The sequence below is a fragment of the Francisella philomiragia genome, assembly GCF_018135955.1.
In the GTDB taxonomy this organism is placed as follows: domain Bacteria; phylum Pseudomonadota; class Gammaproteobacteria; order Francisellales; family Francisellaceae; genus Francisella; species Francisella philomiragia.
This window is the reverse complement of record NZ_CP063138.1, coordinates 1,327,196-1,347,135: the sequence shown is the minus strand read 5'-3', so window position 1 is coordinate 1,347,135 and position 19,940 is coordinate 1,327,196. Positions and strand designations below refer to the sequence as shown.

Here is a 19,940-nt window from a genome sequence, read left to right as displayed (position 1 = left end):
TATGAGTGTAACCACCAAAAAATACTATGATGAAAAGGCATTAGAGTATGTAGTAAATACAAATAATGTGGATTTTTCAGATTTATATAAGAGGTTGGATAAGTATATAGCTCCTGCTAAAAATGCTTTAGATATAGGTTGTGGCTCGGGTCGTGATGCTTTGTACTTTGCTAATAAAGGTATAAAAGTTATAGCTATAGATTTTTCAAGAAATATAATTAATGAAGCTAAAAGAATAAACAATCATACAAACATTGAGTATATGGTTGCAGATATTACTAGTTATAAAACTAATCAAAAATACGATTTGATCTGGGCTAATGCTTCTTTATTGCATTTAGAAAAAGATAATCTAATCGAAGTTTTTAAGAGTATTAAAAAAATGCTAAGTATAAAAGGATGTTTTTATGTATGTTTTAAGCAGGGTAATAATTCTGAGATTGATAATTCAGGTAGGTATTTTGCATATTATGATGAGCAAACACTAAGAAAGATATTTGAAAGCCTAGACTTCAGTATTAGAGATTTTTTTATCTCGTACGATAAAACAGGCAGGAATGTTATTTGGCTGAATGTTGTTGTCTTTAGTTCTTAGATGTATATTATTATCTTAATTGATCGACAATATTTCTAATTATCAAAAACTTCTAACATTAAAAGAATTAACAACTCTACCGATTATTACCGCATCAGTTGGTGATTTGATTTCATCATTATTTTGAAATTTTGAGTTTAGTGGCATCAAATATAAGCGGTTATTATCTTTATATAGTAGTTTAACTGTGGCTCCATCGGAGTTTCTAGCAACTACAATTTTATCAACTAAATTTTGAGGACTAATTTCGCTAGGGTCAACTAAAATATTCTCACCTTCGTAAAGAGTATATTTAGCATATTTAGGACTAAGCAGTTGAGATTCTGAAGAATCATAGAGCATACTTTCACCCTGTACTCTCAGTGAAAAACCGTTTTTGGGTACTAGAGAATGAGGAATTTGTAAGTGGTCGATAGGATCTATACTTTCTTGAGATTCGGTAAACTCACCAGCCTGAACATAACTCAATACCGGAACATTAGCAATAGCTAGTATAGATGTATCATTAGGATGGTAATTGTCTTCTAAGCCTAGTATCCTCATAACCTCTATATGTCCATCATAGGAGGGACAATTAGTACCAGCAACCCAACCTTTGATAGTGCGATCACTTTTACCAAGTTTTTGGGCTAATTCGACTTGTTTCATGCCTATTCTTTTTAAGGCTGGTTTTAGATCGGTTTTATAATCAAACATTTCTAATCCTAGATAGAATATTCTATATGTAAGTATATTGATGACAAATTATCAATTCAATAAATTTTTGAAAAATAGTGCAATAATACTTCCCTTTACAGCAAAATTTAGCTACCATTAAAAGTGTGATAAAACTGCACTTTTATAAAATAAGGGAGTTAAAAAATGATAAGAAAAAGTATTCTAGTAGAAAATCAGGAAATTAAAGATTTATTGTCTGTTATCAAGCAACACTATACATCTGATAATAGAAATACTATACAAGACGTAAGTTTGAACCATGTTGTAAATAGAGTATATAAAGCAGAAGTAAGAAAATATATAGTTGAGCGTTGGCATGCTCTAGAAACTAAAGTTGGGCATCAAGTTACACTTCTAGAAAACAACTATAATAAGAGTATAATCAATAAATTATACAAAAAGTCTCGTGATCTAAATTTTGTGATTAAAACTCGACCTGATGATTCATCAAGAGATTTACACGATTCAATCAAAAAAGTATCTAACATAGATATAGTTATAAGAGAGTTTTCTTTCTCTTAAAGTCTACTTAATTACTTGTTTCTCTAGTACCTTTTTGCCTAAATAAACAGATAGTATAATTATAAACATTCCCACAAGTTGTTGTATTGAGAATGTTTCTCTAAATAGAACATAGCCATATAACAATGCAAATACTGGACCAATTAGTAAAACCAAAGAACTCATAGCTAATGATATATGCTTAATACGACTAATATATAGTATATTCCCAAGTAAATGTCCAAATAGAGCTATAGCTAATAAAATCGCAATACCTCTAGCGGTAGTTGGAATTATCTGTTCATTGAAAATAAAAGCTAATATAAATAATACAACTGAACCACTTAATGAGGCGATAAACATCATTCTAAAAGTTGAGCAAGAGTCTCTAAGTTTCTTAGAAAAGATAATGAAAAGAGCATAAAATACTGCAGATATAATCGCTAGCCAATTACCTAAAAGGTGTTGAGAGCTTAGACCTGCCTGACTCATAAGAAGTAATAAGCCAATAAATGCTACCAATAAAACTAAATAGTATTTAAGAGAGACTTTCTCCTTGAGAAATATGATAGCTATGAAAGTTGTAATAAATGGGCACAGGTTAGTTAGAAGACTAGCTTCTGCTATTGATGTATAAATCAGAGAGATACTATAAAAAGCTAAATCTAAAGCTAAGAAAAATCCTGTTAACGCGGCGATATAGAGTGATTTTTTTGATAGTTTTTCTTCATCTTTGGTGATTGCCAAAAATGAATATAAAAATATACAAGGTAGCAAGAGTCTATAACCAAAACTTGCGATAGGACCAACTTCTGAATATCTAATCAATACTGATGCTACAATAAGATTAGAAAGTGCAAATAGTATTATAAAAAAATCTCTATTCATAGTTTTGTCCTAAATAAAATGACTATTAAGCAGATGATATCATGAAATTAGCTAAATACTTGTGATAATTAAATGTAAATACTAGTGTTATCTAAACTTAGAGATTTTAACTTTATGAGATACATGCTAAATTAGCTTTAGAGTTAATTCTTTAAATAAATTTTAAGGTCAAAATCTATGCATATAAGTGAGCGCCGCAAATGGTATATAGGCTTTGCTGTTTTTGTGATAATAGTTCTATTATCTCTTTCATTACTCCACGCATCAATATGGGTTAGTATAGGGTTTGTAGTTATTTTGGTAGTTGTCGCAATATATGATACTACCCAAACGAAACACGCAATCTTGAGAAACTTCCCTATAGTTGGGCATATGCGTTTTATACTTGAGTTTATTCGTCCTGAAATTCAGCAGTATTTTATCGCGGATAATGAAAGTGAAAAGCCATTTGGTAGAGAGACAAGATCGACAATCTATCGCCGTGCTAAAGGTCTAAATGACACCGTAGCATTTGGTACTGAGAAAGATATTGATAGAGTCGGTTATGAGTGGGTAACGCACTCGCTAGTACCAAAACATTTGGATGAAGTTGAAACTCGGGTTAAATTTGGTGGTTCTGATTGTAAACAACCATATATGGCATCACATCTGAATATATCAGCGATGAGTTTTGGAGCATTATCAGCTAATGCAATTATGGCTCTGAACAAAGGTGCTAAGTTGGGTGGATTTTGTCATTGTACTGGTGAGGGTGGCTTGACCAAGTATCATTTACAAGGTGGAGATATTGTATTTCAGATTGGTACGGCTTATTTTGGTTGTCGCACTGAAGATGGTAACTTTTCTGCTGAGAAGTTTGCTGAAAAGGCAAATTTAGATAGTGTTAAGATGATCGAGATTAAGCTATCTCAAGGGGCTAAGCCATCTCATGGAGGTGTATTGCCCGCTGCTAAGATAACTCCAGAAATTGCTGAAATCAGAGGAGTATCTATGGGTAAGGATGTCTTATCACCACCAGCACATAGTGCTTTTTCAACACCAATTGAATTTTGTCATTTTATAAAGCAATTAAGAGATTTATCAAATGGTAAGCCAATAGGATTTAAGCTTTGTATTGGTAGTCATGTAGAATTTTTGGCTATATGTAAGGCGATGCTTGAGACAGGTATTAAGCCTGATTTTATAACTGTAGATGGGGCAGCTGGTGGTACTGGTGCAGCACCTTTAGAGTTTTCTAATCATATAGGTATGCCATTAGAGGACAGCTTGATATTTGTACATAATGCTTTGGTTGGTTGTGGCTTACGCGATGAGATTCGTATTGTTGCAAGTAGTAAAGTAGCTACTGGTTTTGATATGGTTAGATTATTTGCTATGGGCGCAGATACTTGTAATTCTGCTAGAGCCATGATGATGGCTGTAGGTTGTATTCAGTCGCGCCAGTGTAATAACAATACTTGTCCAGTTGGTGTAGCAACCCAAAATGAGCGTCTTGCAAAAGCACTAGTAGTAGAGGATAAGATGTATCGTGTATACAACTTCCATAAGGCTACAATTAATTCATGCTTAGAAATCGTTGGAGCTATGGGGTTAACCTCTACAAATGATATTGGTCCAGAAAATCTCAAAAAGCGCGTATCTGTAAATGAGATTAAATCATATATTGATTTGTATGATTTTATACCTGAGAATAGTTTGATAGATGGTAATATGCCAGCTAGTTTTGCAAGATCTTGGGAAAAAGCTCGAGCAGATTCTTTTTAGTTTTTCAAACCGAAATAATAATTTTTTGCCTACTCAATTTGCTAAAATAACTAATATAAATATTCTTGTTAGTTAAATATGGCGCTATACACCTATCCATCAAATAAGCTTGAATATCTAGTTCAAGTTTTATCTAAACTTCTAGATGTTGAAAAAAAAGATTTGTTCACACCGACACAGCTAATAGTTGGTAGTCGTGGCATGCAACATTGGTTAAGTATGCAATTAGCTCAATATCGCAATATTGCGATGAATCTTAAATATGACATGATAAATGGTTATATACTTGATATCTGCTATGAGCTCACAGCAAAACAAGAATATAAAAAAGCATACACAAAAGATATTCTAGCTTGGAGAATTTTTAGAAGTTTAGATAGTATCAATAATCCTAAGCTCCAAGAATATTATCAAAATAGTGATCTTAAGAAATATCAACTATCCGTTAAAATAGCCGAGACTTTTTCAAAATATATATCATATCGAAGTGAGTGGTTGCAAAAATGGGCGCAGGGCGAGTATATAAATCCTGCTAAACCAGAGAGTGATGAAGATTGGCAAATGCTACTTTGGCACAGGCTTGTTGAAGATGTCGCTGAAACACCATACAAAGTCCAGTCAGAAGCACTCCAAAAGCTTAATCGACAAAACTTAGAAAAGCTAAATATACCAAATGATATCTATATATTTGGGGTTAATACTATATCTCCCAAAAATCTTGGCTTTGTATTTGAGTTGGCTAAATATATTGATGTTAATATTTTGTATATTAATCCATGTAGCGAGTATTGGTATGATTTACATAAGAGTAAAATCTCAGCTTGGTTAGATAGTGATGACTATGAGCTTCAACCTCTTTTGGCTAATCTAGGTCAACAAGGTAAAGAGTTTTTTAATCAGCTTTTAGAGAATCAAGAAAAGCAAGAATTAGAAGTTTTTGAAAAGTTTGATAAAAATTCGTTAGATTTTGAGAAACTTGCTGATAATAATCAAACACAGCTAGTAAGCCTACAGCGAAATCTATTGGAGCTAGATTGTCAAAACCACGCTAAGCAAAAAGATTTAAGCATTAGTATTAACTCATGTCATAGTCCACTTAGAGAAGTGCAGGTTTTACATGATAAGCTTTTGGATATGATCAAAGCAGATCCTAGCATTAAGCCTCGAGATATTTTGGTAATGTGTCCAAATATTGAAGATTATTCACCGTATATTGATAGTGTGTTCTCAAGATATCCAACAGATAAAAAGTTACCATGCTCGATAGCAGATAGGACATTATTAGATTCAGAGCCTTTAGCTGCTAGCTTTATTGAGCTTTTGCAGTTGCCAGAGAGTAACTTTGAAGTTAATAAGATACTAGACTATTTATCGGTTCCAGCAATTCAGCAAAAGTTCAAAATTAGCGATGAGCAATTAGAAACTATTCGCTATTGGTTAAAAGAGTCATGTATTCATCATAGTAATAATGGTCAAACCTTCTCATGGAGTTGGGGGCTTAAGAGACTGATGTTTGGGTTTAGTTATAGTGATAGTAATCATATTGTCGATTTAAAACTACCCCGTCAGTCTGCGACTGCTACCCCTTCGTACCAAAGGGGAATATCTATCAATTATCAAGAGCTAGATCAATTGATGACTATACCTGTGATTGAAGGTAGTGAGATTGCTGAACTTGGTGGCTTGTATGAGTTGCTAGAGCTACTTGAGAGATATTCTCAAGAGTTACTTAAACCAAGAAGCTTAGAAGCATGGCAGGACTATCTTTTGGAGATGTTTGATGATGTCTTTGATGTAACTAATGATGAGCAATATATCGCTAAGAAAATCAAAGATATAGTCGTAAAGACAGTCACTACAGCTAAAGATGTATTGCTAGCAGAAGAGATTGATTTGTATACAATTAGATATTGTCTGATTTCGCAGTTATCTGAACCAATTATTAATAACCATTTCTTAAATGGTAAAGTAACATTCTGCTCAATGACACCAATGCGTAATGTTCCTTTTAGAGTGATAGCGATGTTGGGTTTAAATAATGGTAAGTTCCCACGCCAAGAATCTGCGATTAGTTTTGATTTGATGGCAAGACTTGGAAGAGTTAAAGGCGATAGAACTAAGCGAGATGATGATAGATATTTATTTCTAGAGGCTATTACATCTGCACGAGATTATTTGTATCTTAGCTATATTGGTAGAAGTGTTAAGACTAATGTTGAGCAACAACCAAGTCTAATACTCAAAGAGTTGACTAGCTATTTGGGTTTGAATTATGGCTGGGGAAAGGCTGATATCAAAGAATATCCATTACATCCTTTTAGTTCTAAATGTTATGCTGATGAATACAGAAGTTATGATGAGGCTTGGTTGAAGTTGTTACAGTCGGAGCCTAAGATATTTTATGATTCAAAGTTATTAAGTAATAGTGTCAATCTACCAAAGAGCTTAAGTATCTCAAAACTTGTCAAAATCTTTGAAGACCCAATTAAAGCTTATACAAATTATGGCTTAGAACTATATTTAGAGGATGACTTTGAAGAGCTAGAAGACAGTGAGCCATTTGATATAAATAGTTTAGATAAGCATAAATTTAAACAAGATTTACTAAATACTCTTGAGAATAATAAAGATAAAGAATTAACCATAAAAACAGCTACGCTAAGTGGTAAGCTTCCAGAATCTGTACTTACTGAAAATGAGATTAATAAAGAAGTTGAGAATATTCAAAAGCTATTAGATAAGGCGAATTTAGCAAATTATGAGTCTAAATATTTTCATCAAGAGATATTAGGATATGAGCTAGAGGCTAATTGTCATATCAAAGATAATCAAGTTATGCTACATACAACTTCAACTTTTGGTATTAAGCATCGATTTGAATTATATTTGACAGCACTATTAGTGGCATTATCAGAGCAACAAGATATCACTGCTACTTATGTCTATTTTGATAAAGACAAAAATCAAGCAGATGCTAATACTTTTGCTATAAGTCATTTAGGTGCAAAAGAGTTATTAGAGAAATATCTATCAAATGCGGAAAAGATAGTATCTAAGCCAAGTTTAGTACATTTATTTTTAGCAGAAGCATTGCTTGCTGATGGAGAGAGTTATGATAAGAGATATAAAAAGTCAGATAAACAAAAACAACAAGCTTGGGATAAAGTCATTTCAGATGATAATAATCCTAGATCGTTGGATAAAAATGAGTATTTTAAGCTATTTTATAATGAGCATCCAAAGATAGAAGATTTTGATGGTGAAGAAATTTATAGAGACTTTTTTGAGATCATTAATAATAGAGATTGAGTCTAAGCTAGTATAGAGAGAGTATTGTAAATTAGATATAAATAAGTTCTACGTTCTACCATATATAAATACTAGACTCTTTATTCAAAATTGATAATGTTTGATATTCTTTGCAAGCAGTCTTATTTGCACCATAGCAAACATGTAAGGGAATTAAATGTTCTTCACGTGGATGACAGTATCTTGCATTTGGAGCATCCTCCCAGTTAATCAATCTATTGGTTCTTTCTTGTTCTGTCAAATTTCTATTTGAGCAGGTATCGATTAACCATTTTTCAAAAGATTTATTCATTTCATTATTTTTGTCTAAAGAAGTATTAAAAAAGGCTCTCATATTATGAAATGAAAAACCTGATCCAATAATTAATAAATTAGGTTGATTTAATTGTGAAATCGCTTCACCTATACTTATATGTTGAGAGGGATCTAAGTTTTGATTTAAAGATATTTGAATACAAGGTATATCTGCATTTGGATACATTGTTTTAAGAGGTACAAAAAGGCCATGATCGAAACCTCTATCAAAATCAAGCTTGCTTGGTATTTCAAGGTCATTAAAAATGTTATATAACTTATTTGCTAATTCAGGATTTCCGAAAGCTGGATATTTTATGTTATAAGATTCTTCAGGGAAACCATAGTAATCATATATCAAGGAAGGATTTTGTTTAGCTGTAATTGTTACTATAGGCTCTTCCCAGTGAGCACTAATAACAATTATCGCTTCAGGCTTTTTGAATTTTTGAGATAATGTTTGTAGAGCATTAACGAGTTCTTGATGGTTTTTATCACCTAGTAAAGGAAGAGGTCCACCTCCGTGAGATATAAATATTGTTTGATGTTGATTTTGTTGCATAGACATATCAAAAGATTTCCTTCTAAGATAATTATTTATATAGAATTATGTTATACAGCTTTAATTTTATGAAATAAAGAGCTATTTTGAGATCAATAGTTTTAAGGTCTAGGATTATATGGAAAATAGAACTACAGAAATAAAAAAAATATATAAAGATATTTATATAAGTTTAGAAATTGCAATAGCTGCTTGTATATGTTTTTTGTTTGGCTTTTATCTATCTGAGTTGTTGCACCGAGGTCAGTCTGTAATTGGTGGTTTCTGGTGTTTGATTACAGTTTCTACAATTTTACAATTAAGTATTAGAGACTCTTACTCAGCAGCTTTTCAAATTCTTGTAGGCTCTGTAATAGGTGGTATCACAGCATTTATTTTTACATCTATTTTAGGTTATCATTATTATGTCATGATTTTAGCTGTGGCAATTAGTGTTCTTATCACAGCGACTCTACATCTTGAGAATGCTATCAAAATGAGTAGTGCAAATGCTGGGGTAATTGTTGCATTAGGGTTGTATCAGCCAAGTTATTCACCTTTTCTAAATACTGGTTTACGTTTGATAGAAACGTTCAGTGGTACAGCTATAGCATTATTTTTTATATTTATTAGTAGACTTCTTAAAGTAAGAACTGACTAAATATTAAGATTCTCATTATCTAGAATATATACTGTTTTAATTTTCATAAAATTGTGATTAAATTGTTTGGTTAAGTATTAGCTTTTGTATAGGAAATTTAGAATGAAAAAACTTTTGAAATCAGTGCTGTTGCTCTCAACTGTGTTAGCAAGTTCTGCAATGGCATGTACAGCGATAACACTCAAAGGTAATGATGGAGATGTTGTCGCAGGTAGAACGATGGAGTGGGGATTCACTTGGGATTGGAGTCTAACATATATTCCAGCCGGTACTTCACATACACTGACTGCACCTGTAGATCTAAATTTACCAGCAAAAACATATTTATCTAAATATTCTGTATTAGGAATAGGATTAGCGATAAATAAAGATAACTTTGCGATACTTGATGGACAAAATAATCAAGGGCTTAGTCTTAGTGCTAATTATCTACCTGGTTTTACTCAGTATCAACAAGTTGACAAAGATGATAAAAATTACGCTTCAATTTTAGAAATAGCAACCTATATTTTAAGTCAATATAATAGTATTGATGAAGCTAAGAAGGGTTTAGAAAACATCAAAGTTTGGAATGATAAGTCTACAGATGTAAATGGAGTGGTTCCAGAACTTCACTTTTTGATATCAGATAAAAGTGGAAGCGCGATAGTCGTAGAGTATGTTAAAGGTGAAGTTCATTTCTATCAGTTAGAATTAGACCTGAAAGTTATGACAAATGCTCCTACTTATGATTGGCATTTAGTAAATATTAGAAACTATCTGAACTTGTCAAATAAGACTGTATCTCGCATGAAACTTTATAATGAGAATGATGTAGTGCCAAATCATACTTATAAAATTATGGATGCATTAGGTCAAGGCAATGGGTTGTTGGGTATGCCTGGTGATTACTCTCCACCATCTAGGTTTATTAGAACAGCAGTATTAGGCTACTATTCTAATAATGATAATATCAAAGATGAAAGTACTCTAAATAGAGTAGCTCATATCTTGCATAATGCTGATATACCTAAAGGTGTAGTAGCTGAAAACATAGATGGTAAAACATATTATGATCATACAGTATTTACTAGTATCAAAGATCTAACAAACGATACTGTTTATATAAATATTTATAATAATCCGCTTAACTCTGTTTCTATAAATCTAGATACTTTAGATAAAGATCATGCCAAAGCTTTTGTTAAAAATATTAAGCAGCTACCATATCCAAAGTCGGATATAACTGATTCTCTGGTATCAGCCTAGAATATAATCTAATATAGTTGCTTAAATTAGAATTTCTCGTAGTTGATTAGTTACTTAATTTTACTATTATAATATTGTCCTTTAATTCAATAGCTCTTTTGTCTGGGTAGATTGGCATATTAGTAGCTAAATATTTTGCCTGTTCTATTTGCTTATGAGTCGGCTGTTGATAATATAAACCTAACCAGTGCATGAAATAGTAGGCTCTATGATTGAGATTACTATCTTGCCATGATTGATCAGGGAAAATATTACTAAAAAGATCTAAATCGTTAGATATATGAAACGGTTGTTTAAGAGTTTCTTTTATAAAATAGTTATTTTCAATATTTTTTGATGCTATAAATACTATAGCAGTATGGTAAGTACGGTTTCCATAAGTATGATAAATATCTTGGTAGATTGATGTTACAATTCTTTCATTGTATTTTTGAGCCATATTTTCACTATATGTTAACTTGGATATTTGATTGAAGTTAATTAGTGAAATAAAAATACTTACAATAAGGATCAACTTTTTGTATTGAAAGGTTCTGTAGCATACCACAGCCATTAATGCGATGCTAAAAGGAATTGCGAATAAGGTTCTTAGAGGCATTGGAGATAAAAATAGTAACGGCATTAATATCGGTATGATTAAGCCTGCTAATACAAGTAAGAAATTATAAAATTTTATTTTAAATAATAAGCTAATTAGTAAAATAAAGCACAAGCCGTATAGTATGGTAAATTGTGATGTCAGTAGTTGATATAAATAATTAGTTAGTATAACTATACTGTCCCACAATGATTGATTATTTAACCAACCATCAAAAGCTAAGCTTAGATAGTTAGATTTTGGGATAAATAAGTATATGATATGTGTTGTTACAAAGTATGCAATTAAAGCTATAAGTGTTACCACAAAAACTAGTGAAATATGATTGCGAATCGCCTTAGTATTAATATTGGTATTTAATCCACTAACTATCAGAGTAAAAATAGCACTTTCAAGAAAAAGAATTATAAAAGCCTGATATATACCTAGCGCTAAATATAGAAATATAATGCTTATAAGAATCGATTTATATCTATTTGAGCTTTTGTAACTTAGGGTTAGGTAATAAAGTGATAGAGCTGAGAAAACAAACCCTAAACCTACAATCATGCTTTGATTAAAGAAACTAAATTGAAAAATATAGATGGGTGATATTAGATAAAATAGTCCAAAAATAACAATTAGTGTCTTGTCAGAGTTTAATTTGGTTATGATTAATATCCAGATTAAATATGAGAAAAATAAAAATATAATTGCAAGCAGAGAGTTGAAATATGGAGTCGGTTCACCTAAAAAGAAGGTTAAAAAACCTAGTATTGGCCTACCTAGTTTTATAAATTGTATATATAACGGATATAAGAAATCACTGTTTCCTATATCGTATGTTGCAAGTTCAGTATCTATTGTGAGGTTCCACGAAAATATAAAGTAAGCATAACTTGCGAAAACAGATATAGCAGTAATTATTACAATATATTTATTTGCTTTGATAGTATCAGATAGTTCTAAAATGAATTGTCTCATAATGAGGATTAATAAGCCCTTACTCGAGGAATTGCATAATACTACAGTATTTTTTGGGATATGTTAACTTTTTACAATCCAAAAAAGTTATGATTTATTATTGTAAATGTTTGATAGATCCTTAAAATTTTAGATGTAAGCATTTTTACTTACTATAGATAGTTGGAAAATCTATATGTAAAAGACAGTCGAATTTTTATATATCACTTACAACCGAGATTACAGAATAACTACTTGGAGAAAAAACAACCGAAAAATGATAATGAGAGTTTTGTTTTTTTGTCATAAATTTTATTGGAATATCCGGAATAATTGAAAAATCCATATTAGAGCATTCTTTTAAAAAATCATTAGAAGCTATATTTAGTTCAAATAATTGATTCTCTTGGCTTTCAAAGGATTCTTTTATCCTTCCATCAGAAGTAGCATTAGTTACAAAGATCTGCTCATTATCATTTAAAGATCTAAGAGTTACTCTTATTTCAGAAGCATTTTTACCAAAAGTAGAGTCAAGTATATGACATGATATTAAGTTCATAATAAATCCTTATTCAATACTTGCATCATCTCTACGCATAGTCATATCTTCTATCACAGGAGTTATAACACCCTTTGTCAAAACATTTATACATGCTGGTTTATTACTAGCAAAAGCTCTTTCTAAAGCAGGAACGATATCTTGATACTTTTCAACAGTTTCAGCATATCCACCTAGTCCCTCTATCATCTTGTCAAAAGGAATATTTCTAAAATCAGTTGCAAAATGAGCCTTGTTAGGAAACATGCGCTCTTGCTGTTCAGAAATACAATCTAGTCCCATATTATTATCGATAACAACAACTATAGGAATATTTTGTTCAAATGCTACTTCTATCGACATTCCACCAGCCATAAATGCACCATCACCACTGATTACAACAACGCGAGCATTTTTGTGGGTGTCTTTAGCGGCTATAGCAAATGGAACTCCAACACCAAGCATACTATAGCTAGAAACATTTAGTATACCTGCTAATTTCTGACCAAAAGCACCTGCTATATTGACGCCAATTTCAGCCCAAAAGTGAGTATTACCACCATCATAAACTAGCCAGTCATTCTCTCCTAGGACTTTTTGAACTTCTAAAGAAAGTCTTAAAGGATGTACTTTTTCATTTGTACCATCTTCTCTACCTGTTTCATTTTCAAACTCAGCTAAAACTTTCTTAGCCCAATCTTTACGATGTTGCTGAATAGAATCTAACCATTGTGAAGATAGTGTCCACTTGTTATCGGTTTTTAATTTCATTAAGTTAGATAAAAATGCGTTAGGATCACTTAATAAAGAGGAGTCTGCATTTTTATTAAAGATGATTTCTTCATCAGAACCATTTACACAGATTAGGTGACTTGATTTAGAAAATAGAGGAGGATTACCAAACTCCAAAGTGTTATCTAATACACAGCCTAGAGCAATAATTACATCACATTCACTAAATGCATAACCAGCGGCTGGATTTTGATGCTCATCTGTAAAGCCTATATATGCTTTAGCATTTTGTGGTAATATTTTTTTGTGCTCAGACATATTAAATACAGGTATATTTAGCTCAGAGCTGACTTCTTCTAGAGCTTTCTCAGCATGAGACCACCATACACCGTGTCCAACTACAAACACAGGTTTTTTTGCATTTTGAATTATCTCTAAAATATTAGCTAATCTTTCAGGATCTGGCCATGCTCTATGAGTTGTTTTATTATGCCATTTGATTGGTCTTTCATCTTTACCAGCATCTTCTGGGAATGACGCAAACATAATATCAACAGGAATACTAATATGAACAGCACCTGGATAACCATTAGTTGCTATAGTCCATGCTCTGTCAACAACTTCTCTAATTCTTAGACCATCTGTTACCATCACGCTATATTTTGTTAGAGGTTCTGCGATTGCAACATCATTTATCTCTTTGAATCCTCCAGCACCTTTTCTTCGTAGTGTACTAGATGATGTTATATATATTATTGGAGTTCTTTCACCCCAAGCCTCAATCATTGCTCCGACAGTATTTGCAAAGCCTTCAGGACCTACAAAGCAAACAGTAGGCTTACGAGTTAGACGACAATATCCATCGGCAAGAAAACCAGCTACCTGCTCGTGTGGACAGTTAATTGTTCTTATATTATATTTCATCATGCCCTCTAGACCAGCATTACAGAATCCTCCAGCTAGAGTAAAGACATTTTCAACACCTTTTTCTTTTAGAATAGATGCTAAGATAGTTCCTCCACGAACATAATTATCAGCCATAAATAATCTCCATATAATATAACGAACCAGACAAGTTTATTTTAACACGTGGATATTTAGCCAAGAAATAGTATTTTGAGTTACATCATAAATTAAAATTGACTTATATATGAGCAAATAACTCCTATAAATCCCAAAGTTTCAAAGATAGATAATTTTTTAAATTAGTAATTTGCTAAAATATCTCAAAGACTTTTTTGAAAATTATAATTGGTTAATATGACTAATCTAGATGCAAACACAATAACTTTACAAGGTCGCCATATTATCGAGGCTAGTGCTGGTACTGGTAAGACTTTTAATATTACTACTTTGTATATTAGGTTATTACTTGAAAAAAAGCTATTACCCAAAGATATCCTTGTAATGACCTTTACCAAAGATGCTACCCAAGAGATTATCGGTAGAGTGGAAGCTAAGATTAGAGATGTGTTAGCAGATCATAAAAGTTGTAAAGAAGTTTTATCCGATGAAGACTATAAACATATCAAAAGAGCCTTATTAGAAGTTGATGAAGCAGCTATATTTACTATTCATGGGTTTTGTAAAAAAGTCCTAAGTGAGCAAGCTTTTGCTAGTGGTATCGAGATGGATGTCTCTATGGAGGTCGATACTTCAGATATTTTGCAAAAAGTAGTAGAGGATTTTTTTAGAAAACATATCAATAAAAACAAAACCAAATTTGAATATTTGCAAGCATATAAGCTACATACTCCAGATATGTTTTTGGATAAGCTAAGGAACGTTGTTAGGTCTAGTTATGAACTATTAACAAAGCAAGCTATAAGCTTAGATGAATTTAAAATACTTAAAAAGCAACAGCTGGAATTATTTTTAAATAATCATGATATCGTAGATGACTTTTTATCTAAATTAGGAAAAGGCGAGCCACAGGGCAAGAGAGTTGATGAATACCATAGAGTTTTAGAATGGTTGAAATTAGATAATCAAACACTATTCCCAGATGATATATCTATAATTACAGATGGCAGAAAGATAAGTGCAAAACTAATAAAACCGATTTTTATTGGCGTAAAAGAATTAAGAGACTTACAGGAAGAAATAAAGAGAGCAAATGCCACGCAATTTATCAAACAAGCTTGCCTGCAAATCCGCCAAGATTTTATAAAAGCAAAAGAGCAAAAAGGTGTTTTAGACTTTGATGATTTGATTACTAAACTTTGTCATAGTGTCAAAAAGTCACCAGATTTAGTCAAGACTTTGCAACATCAATATCCAGTTGCTCTTATCGATGAGTTTCAAGATACCGATGCCGAGCAGTATCAGATACTCGATACTATTTACCCTCAGAGTAATAATAAGTTACCCCATTCCCCTCTTGAGAGGGGTGCCGATAGGCGGGGTGTGGTGTCTGTGACTGATTCCCCTTCGTCCCAAAGGGGAATAGATAACTTGTTATTATTAATGATAGGCGATCCAAAGCAGGCAATCTATGGTTTTAGAGGAGGAGATATCTTTACATATCTAAAAGCTAAAGATAGTTGCTCTAATGACAATCAGTGGAGCATGGATACTAACTGGCGTTCAACTAGTGAGATGATAAAAGCTTACAATAGACTTTTTTATAAACAAGACTATTTGTCAGAAGAAGAGGGTCAAATTGGAGCTAATATCTTTAGTGATGGTATAGGCTATCAACTTGTCAAAGCATCGCTAAAGGCAAATGAGAAAGCAAAAGACTTCGATGATAACCTTAAGCCAATAAATTATTTCTATTATCAAGTGGCTGAAGATGATAACAAAAGTGATATTGATAGTAATTTATCAGCATGGACAGCAAATGAGATTGTCAGACTATTAAATTCTAAAAAAGTTGTAGAAAGTGATATCGCAATTTTGGTAGAGAATGGTAAGCAAGCAAAGGTTATTCAAAAAGCCCTACAAGCTAAGAAACTAAGTTCAGTATACCTAAGTCAGCGCGATAATGTCTATCATAGCCAAGAAGCTACGGAGATATTAGCTCTTATGGAGGGTATAAACGATCTTGAAAATAAGTCTATGTTAAAAAGAGCATTATCAACTAGTTTACTTGGTGGTAGAGCTGATAAATTTATTAGTTATATTGATGAAAATGATGTCTTAGCATGGGATGAAGAGATAGAAAAAGCAAAATCTCTAAGACAACAATGGCATAAATACGGTTTTATGGCATTTATTATGCAAATTATACATCAGAACTTCACTCAAAGATCGGATTCAAAAGAACGTGTTATCACAAATATTCTCCATTTAGCCGAGCTGATAAAAGTAGCTGAGAATAAATATAAACACCCAAATCAGCTAATCAAATGGTATCGCCAACAGCTAAATAGTACAGCTACAAGTGAGGGCGAACTTAGATTAGAGAGTGATGATAATCTGATTAAGATAATTACAATTCACGGTTCAAAAGGGCTTGAGTACTCAGTTGTATTTATACCATTTGCAAGTTATGTAAGTAAAAAGAAATTTGAGGCAAGTGATTTCTCTAAGTACTATGACAAAGACCTTAGGCAAACAGTCTATAAAATTGGTAAAGATGACAGTATAAAACCACAAATAGAAAATGAAGTTATAGAGGAATTAATGCGCCTATTTTATGTGGCTGTTACACGTGCAGAGCATAGATGCTATATTGGAGTTGCAAAATACCAAGATAAAAAATCCGATATTTCATTTAGAAGTCCGCTAGCAAGATTCTTAGATTATCAAAAAGATGATGATTGGTTAGAGAAAATCCAAAATATAACAGCAAAACATGATAATCAAAGTTCGCTTATAGATGTAGCTACAAGTCATTGTTATGAAAGTGAGAATTTAATTACAAATGACCAATTTGACCATGATGCTTTACAAAACCTCAAAGCAAATGATATTAACAAGTTAGCAAATGATAATTGGGAGATGCTGTCTTTCTCAAAAATATCCAAGTCAAAAGTTCAAAATACTGCATTAGAAAAAGAAAACGATGAGTCAGAAGATGATAGTGCTCAAAAATCTCAGCAGGAATTAGAGTTTAGATTTACAGCTCCCAAAGGAGCAGATATTGGTAATATTTTGCATAATGTTTTAGAGCATACGGATTTTAGCCTAGGCAAGATAGATAATAATCTTTTGCAAGAGCAAATGGATAGATATAAAGTAGTTGCTGCAGAAGATTTTGATAATCTTAAAGTATGGCTAGAAGAATGTTTAGTCGCTCCAATTCCATTTTCAGTAAATATGAAAGCAGGTGTCATTCCGTCAGGCTTGACCACGGAATCTACAGATGACAGTAAAAGCTTTTGCCTAAAAGATATTCCAAATACAAAAACCTTAAAAGAAGCGGAGTTTTATTTTCCTATAACAAATGAAAAACTATATAAGAAAAATATTATCAAAATTTTAGCAGAATATCGTAATCAAAGTATTGATTATGATGAGTTTGCTAGTCAAAAGATTTTTGGTATGCTTCATGGTTTTATTGATTTGATTTTTGAATATGATGGCAAATTTTATGTGGCAGATTATAAGTCAAATTATCTAGGTGATAAATTAGAAGATTATAATCAAGCTGCTATGAGTGAGAAAAATCAAAGTAGCTTTTATGATTTACAATATCTAATATATAGCGTTGCCTTGAATAAGTACCTGCGACAAAACATTGAAAATTATAATTATGAAAAGCATTTTGGTGGAGTATATTATTTCTATCTTAGAGGTATGAAAGATGGTTATGGGGTTTATCGAGCTAGACCAACTTTAGAGATTATTAACAAAATTGCTAATCTATTTAATGGGGATGACTATCATGTATAAAACTTTCCATCAAGCTTGTGAGCAATTAGCAGATATTAGAGCTATAGATTTTTTCTTTGCTAAAGAAGTGTTTGATTTAGTCAAAAAGACTACCCCGTCTATAATCACTTTATCAAGTGATTTATATCCACCCCTTCACGGAGCGAAGGGGAACGATTTGGAACAAAAAAGTAATGAAGTTTTATTTCATATTTTGATAAAGCTTATGCATGTATATAGCCATGGTCATAGCTGCTTGAAGATAGCAGATATATCAAATAAAACTATTTTTGTTTCAGAGCAAAGCACTCATAGCGATGCTAAAGTAGGCTTTAAAATGCCAAGTTTTGATGAAATTGTAAGTATTTTAGAGTCTTTAGATTATGATAAATTACCTATACACTTTGCTAAAGAGTATGATTCCTTATATATCAAAAGATTGTGGAATTATGAGGTTGAAATAGCAAAGTTTATAAAATCAAGAACAATCCAAAATACTCAACAAGATAACTATATTGAAGAAGTTGTAGATAAGCTATTTGAACCTGCTGATGAGATAGATTGGCAAAAACAGGCAGTTATCAAAAGTCTAAATTATAATTTTAGTATTATCTCAGGTGGACCTGGTACAGGTAAGACAACTACAGTCGCAAAACTTTTGCTTGCCATACAAATGCTTAATCAAAATCAGCAAAGAATAGCTCTTTTAGCACCAACAGGTAAGGCTGCTCAGAGAATGACGGAATCCTTAAATAGTGTGTTAAGTAAAAGGGTAGACAATGATAGTTATTTAGGATTATCTAATCTAGAAGCTCAAACTATACATAGATTTTTAGGCTTAAGACCAAACTCAACTTATGTTAAATATAACGAGCAGTCAAAAGCACCATACGATGTGATTGTTGTTGATGAAGCTTCGATGCTTGATATGAATATTTTTATTAAGTTGATTAGAGCAGTAGCCGATAATACCAAGCTAATTTTGATAGGTGATACTAATCAGTTACCATCAGTTGAGGCTGGTAGTCTTTTGGCAAACTTTACACATCATAAAGATGGTAGTATTACGCCATATACAACATTACTTATCAAAAACTATCGTTCACAACAATATATAAATAATTTTGCCGCCTCAATTCTAAAAGGTGATATTAATATTGATAGTCACCAAAATGAGAATATTAATTTTCATAGTCTAAGAAATTTAGATATTTATTTAAGAGATTATGCAAAGAGATATTCACAGCTTGAAAAGTGCCGTGACTACAAAGAGGCTCTTACAGAGTTAAATAAATTTAGAATACTTGTAGCTAATAAAAATCTAGAAATTGGTACAGATAAGTTAAATCAGAAAATTGAGAAATTTATGTCTAAATCCATAGATTCTAACTATAAGGGTAAACCGATTATGATAACTCAAAATAGTTATTCATTGGGGCTATTTAACGGAGATGTAGGGATTATCTGGCCAGATGATACTGGTAAGCTTCGAGCATATTTTGATGGTAAAGATGCTAAGGCTTTTAGTTTAAATATGCTACCAAAATATGAAAGTGTTTATGCCATGACAATTCATAAAACTCAAGGTTCAGAGTTTGATGAAATTGTGATTATTCTTCCAGCAGAAGATAATGAAGCGCTAAGTAAACAGCTCCTGTATACAGCTATTACCAGAGCGAAACATAAATTAACGATTATTTCTGAACAAAGTAGCTTAAGAGATATTGTCCAGAAAGATATTAAGAGAAATTCAAATATTAGCGAATTAGTTAGCTTGAGCACTAAATAACTTAG

Annotated in this window: 14 protein-coding genes; 8 read left to right on the top strand and 6 right to left on the bottom strand. The window is 32.0% G+C overall.

Annotated elements, in window-relative coordinates:
• Position 1 precedes the first annotated feature (1 nt).
• Positions 2-595 carry a class I SAM-dependent methyltransferase gene (locus IMS64_RS06595; protein WP_052470964.1) on the top strand — a complete coding sequence of 198 codons (594 nt, stop codon included), beginning with the start codon at positions 2-4 and terminating at the stop codon, positions 593-595.
• 42 nt (positions 596-637) lie between these two features.
• On the opposite strand, the gene IMS64_RS06590 is transcribed toward IMS64_RS06595, so the two are convergent.
• Positions 638-1,291, bottom strand: coding sequence for a LexA family protein (locus IMS64_RS06590; RefSeq protein WP_211490207.1), 654 nt, complete (start codon positions 1,289-1,291; stop codon positions 638-640).
• 165 nt (positions 1,292-1,456) lie between these two features.
• Between IMS64_RS06590 and IMS64_RS06585 the strand changes: the two genes are divergently transcribed.
• On the top strand, positions 1,457-1,834 hold the full coding sequence (locus IMS64_RS06585) for a hypothetical protein (RefSeq protein WP_004287344.1): 378 nt from the start codon (positions 1,457-1,459) through the stop codon (positions 1,832-1,834).
• A gap of 3 nt (positions 1,835-1,837) precedes the next feature.
• Here the strand turns inward: IMS64_RS06585 and IMS64_RS06580 are convergent, their stop codons facing one another.
• The gene (locus IMS64_RS06580) at positions 1,838-2,701 is read right to left on the bottom strand and encodes a DMT family transporter (protein WP_004287345.1); all 864 of its coding nucleotides are present in this window, start codon (positions 2,699-2,701) and stop codon (positions 1,838-1,840) included.
• Positions 2,702-2,878: 177 nt separating this feature from the next.
• On the opposite strand from IMS64_RS06580, the gene IMS64_RS06575 reads away from it, so the two are divergent.
• Positions 2,879-4,465 carry an FMN-binding glutamate synthase family protein gene (locus IMS64_RS06575; RefSeq protein WP_211490206.1) on the top strand — a complete coding sequence of 529 codons (1,587 nt, stop codon included), beginning with the start codon at positions 2,879-2,881 and terminating at the stop codon, positions 4,463-4,465.
• Positions 4,466-4,543: 78 nt separating this feature from the next.
• Positions 4,544-7,774, top strand: coding sequence for an exodeoxyribonuclease V subunit gamma (gene recC, locus IMS64_RS06570; protein WP_211490205.1), 3,231 nt, complete (start codon positions 4,544-4,546; stop codon positions 7,772-7,774).
• 55 nt (positions 7,775-7,829) lie between these two features.
• Here recC and IMS64_RS06565 read toward each other — a convergent pair whose 3' ends face one another.
• Positions 7,830-8,636, bottom strand: a complete 807-nt coding sequence (locus IMS64_RS06565; protein WP_244972890.1) for a DODA-type extradiol aromatic ring-opening family dioxygenase — start codon at positions 8,634-8,636, stop codon at positions 7,830-7,832.
• Positions 8,637-8,748: 112 nt separating this feature from the next.
• Between IMS64_RS06565 and IMS64_RS06560 the strand changes: the two genes are divergently transcribed.
• Both IMS64_RS06560 and IMS64_RS06555 read left to right on the top strand, forming a co-directional pair.
• Positions 8,749-9,270, top strand: coding sequence for an FUSC family protein (locus IMS64_RS06560; protein ID WP_211490204.1), 522 nt, complete (start codon positions 8,749-8,751; stop codon positions 9,268-9,270).
• Positions 9,271-9,372: 102 nt separating this feature from the next.
• Complete coding sequence (locus IMS64_RS06555) at positions 9,373-10,518, top strand: choloylglycine hydrolase family protein (RefSeq protein WP_211490203.1); 1,146 nt, start codon at positions 9,373-9,375, stop codon at positions 10,516-10,518.
• Positions 10,519-10,564: 46 nt separating this feature from the next.
• Here the strand turns inward: IMS64_RS06555 and IMS64_RS06550 are convergent, their stop codons facing one another.
• The 3 genes from IMS64_RS06550 to IMS64_RS06540 all read right to left on the bottom strand — a co-directional run bounded on the left by IMS64_RS06550 (position 10,565) and on the right by IMS64_RS06540 (position 14,369).
• Positions 10,565-12,079, bottom strand: a complete 1,515-nt coding sequence (locus tag IMS64_RS06550; RefSeq protein WP_211490202.1) for a glucosyltransferase domain-containing protein — start codon at positions 12,077-12,079, stop codon at positions 10,565-10,567.
• Positions 12,080-12,275: 196 nt separating this feature from the next.
• Positions 12,276-12,617, bottom strand: a complete 342-nt coding sequence (locus tag IMS64_RS06545; protein WP_035736530.1) for a hydroxyisourate hydrolase — start codon at positions 12,615-12,617, stop codon at positions 12,276-12,278.
• Between the two features lie 9 nt (positions 12,618-12,626).
• A complete protein-coding gene (locus tag IMS64_RS06540) occupies positions 12,627-14,369 on the bottom strand; it encodes a thiamine pyrophosphate-binding protein (RefSeq protein WP_211490201.1) in 1,743 nt (580 codons plus the stop codon).
• Positions 14,370-14,588: 219 nt separating this feature from the next.
• Here IMS64_RS06540 and recB point away from each other — a divergent pair, with 219 nt between their 5' ends.
• Together recB and recD are read left to right on the top strand one after the other, a co-directional pair.
• Positions 14,589-18,167 (top strand): exodeoxyribonuclease V subunit beta, encoded by a 3,579-nt coding sequence (recB, locus tag IMS64_RS06535; protein ID WP_211490200.1) that lies wholly within the window; start codon positions 14,589-14,591, stop codon positions 18,165-18,167.
• Entirely contained in the window at positions 18,160-19,935 is a 1,776-nt protein-coding gene (gene recD / locus IMS64_RS06530) for an exodeoxyribonuclease V subunit alpha (protein ID WP_200160044.1), read from the top strand. The genes recB and recD overlap by 8 nt, the downstream gene beginning before the upstream one ends.
• Positions 19,936-19,940: the final 5 nt, after the last annotated feature.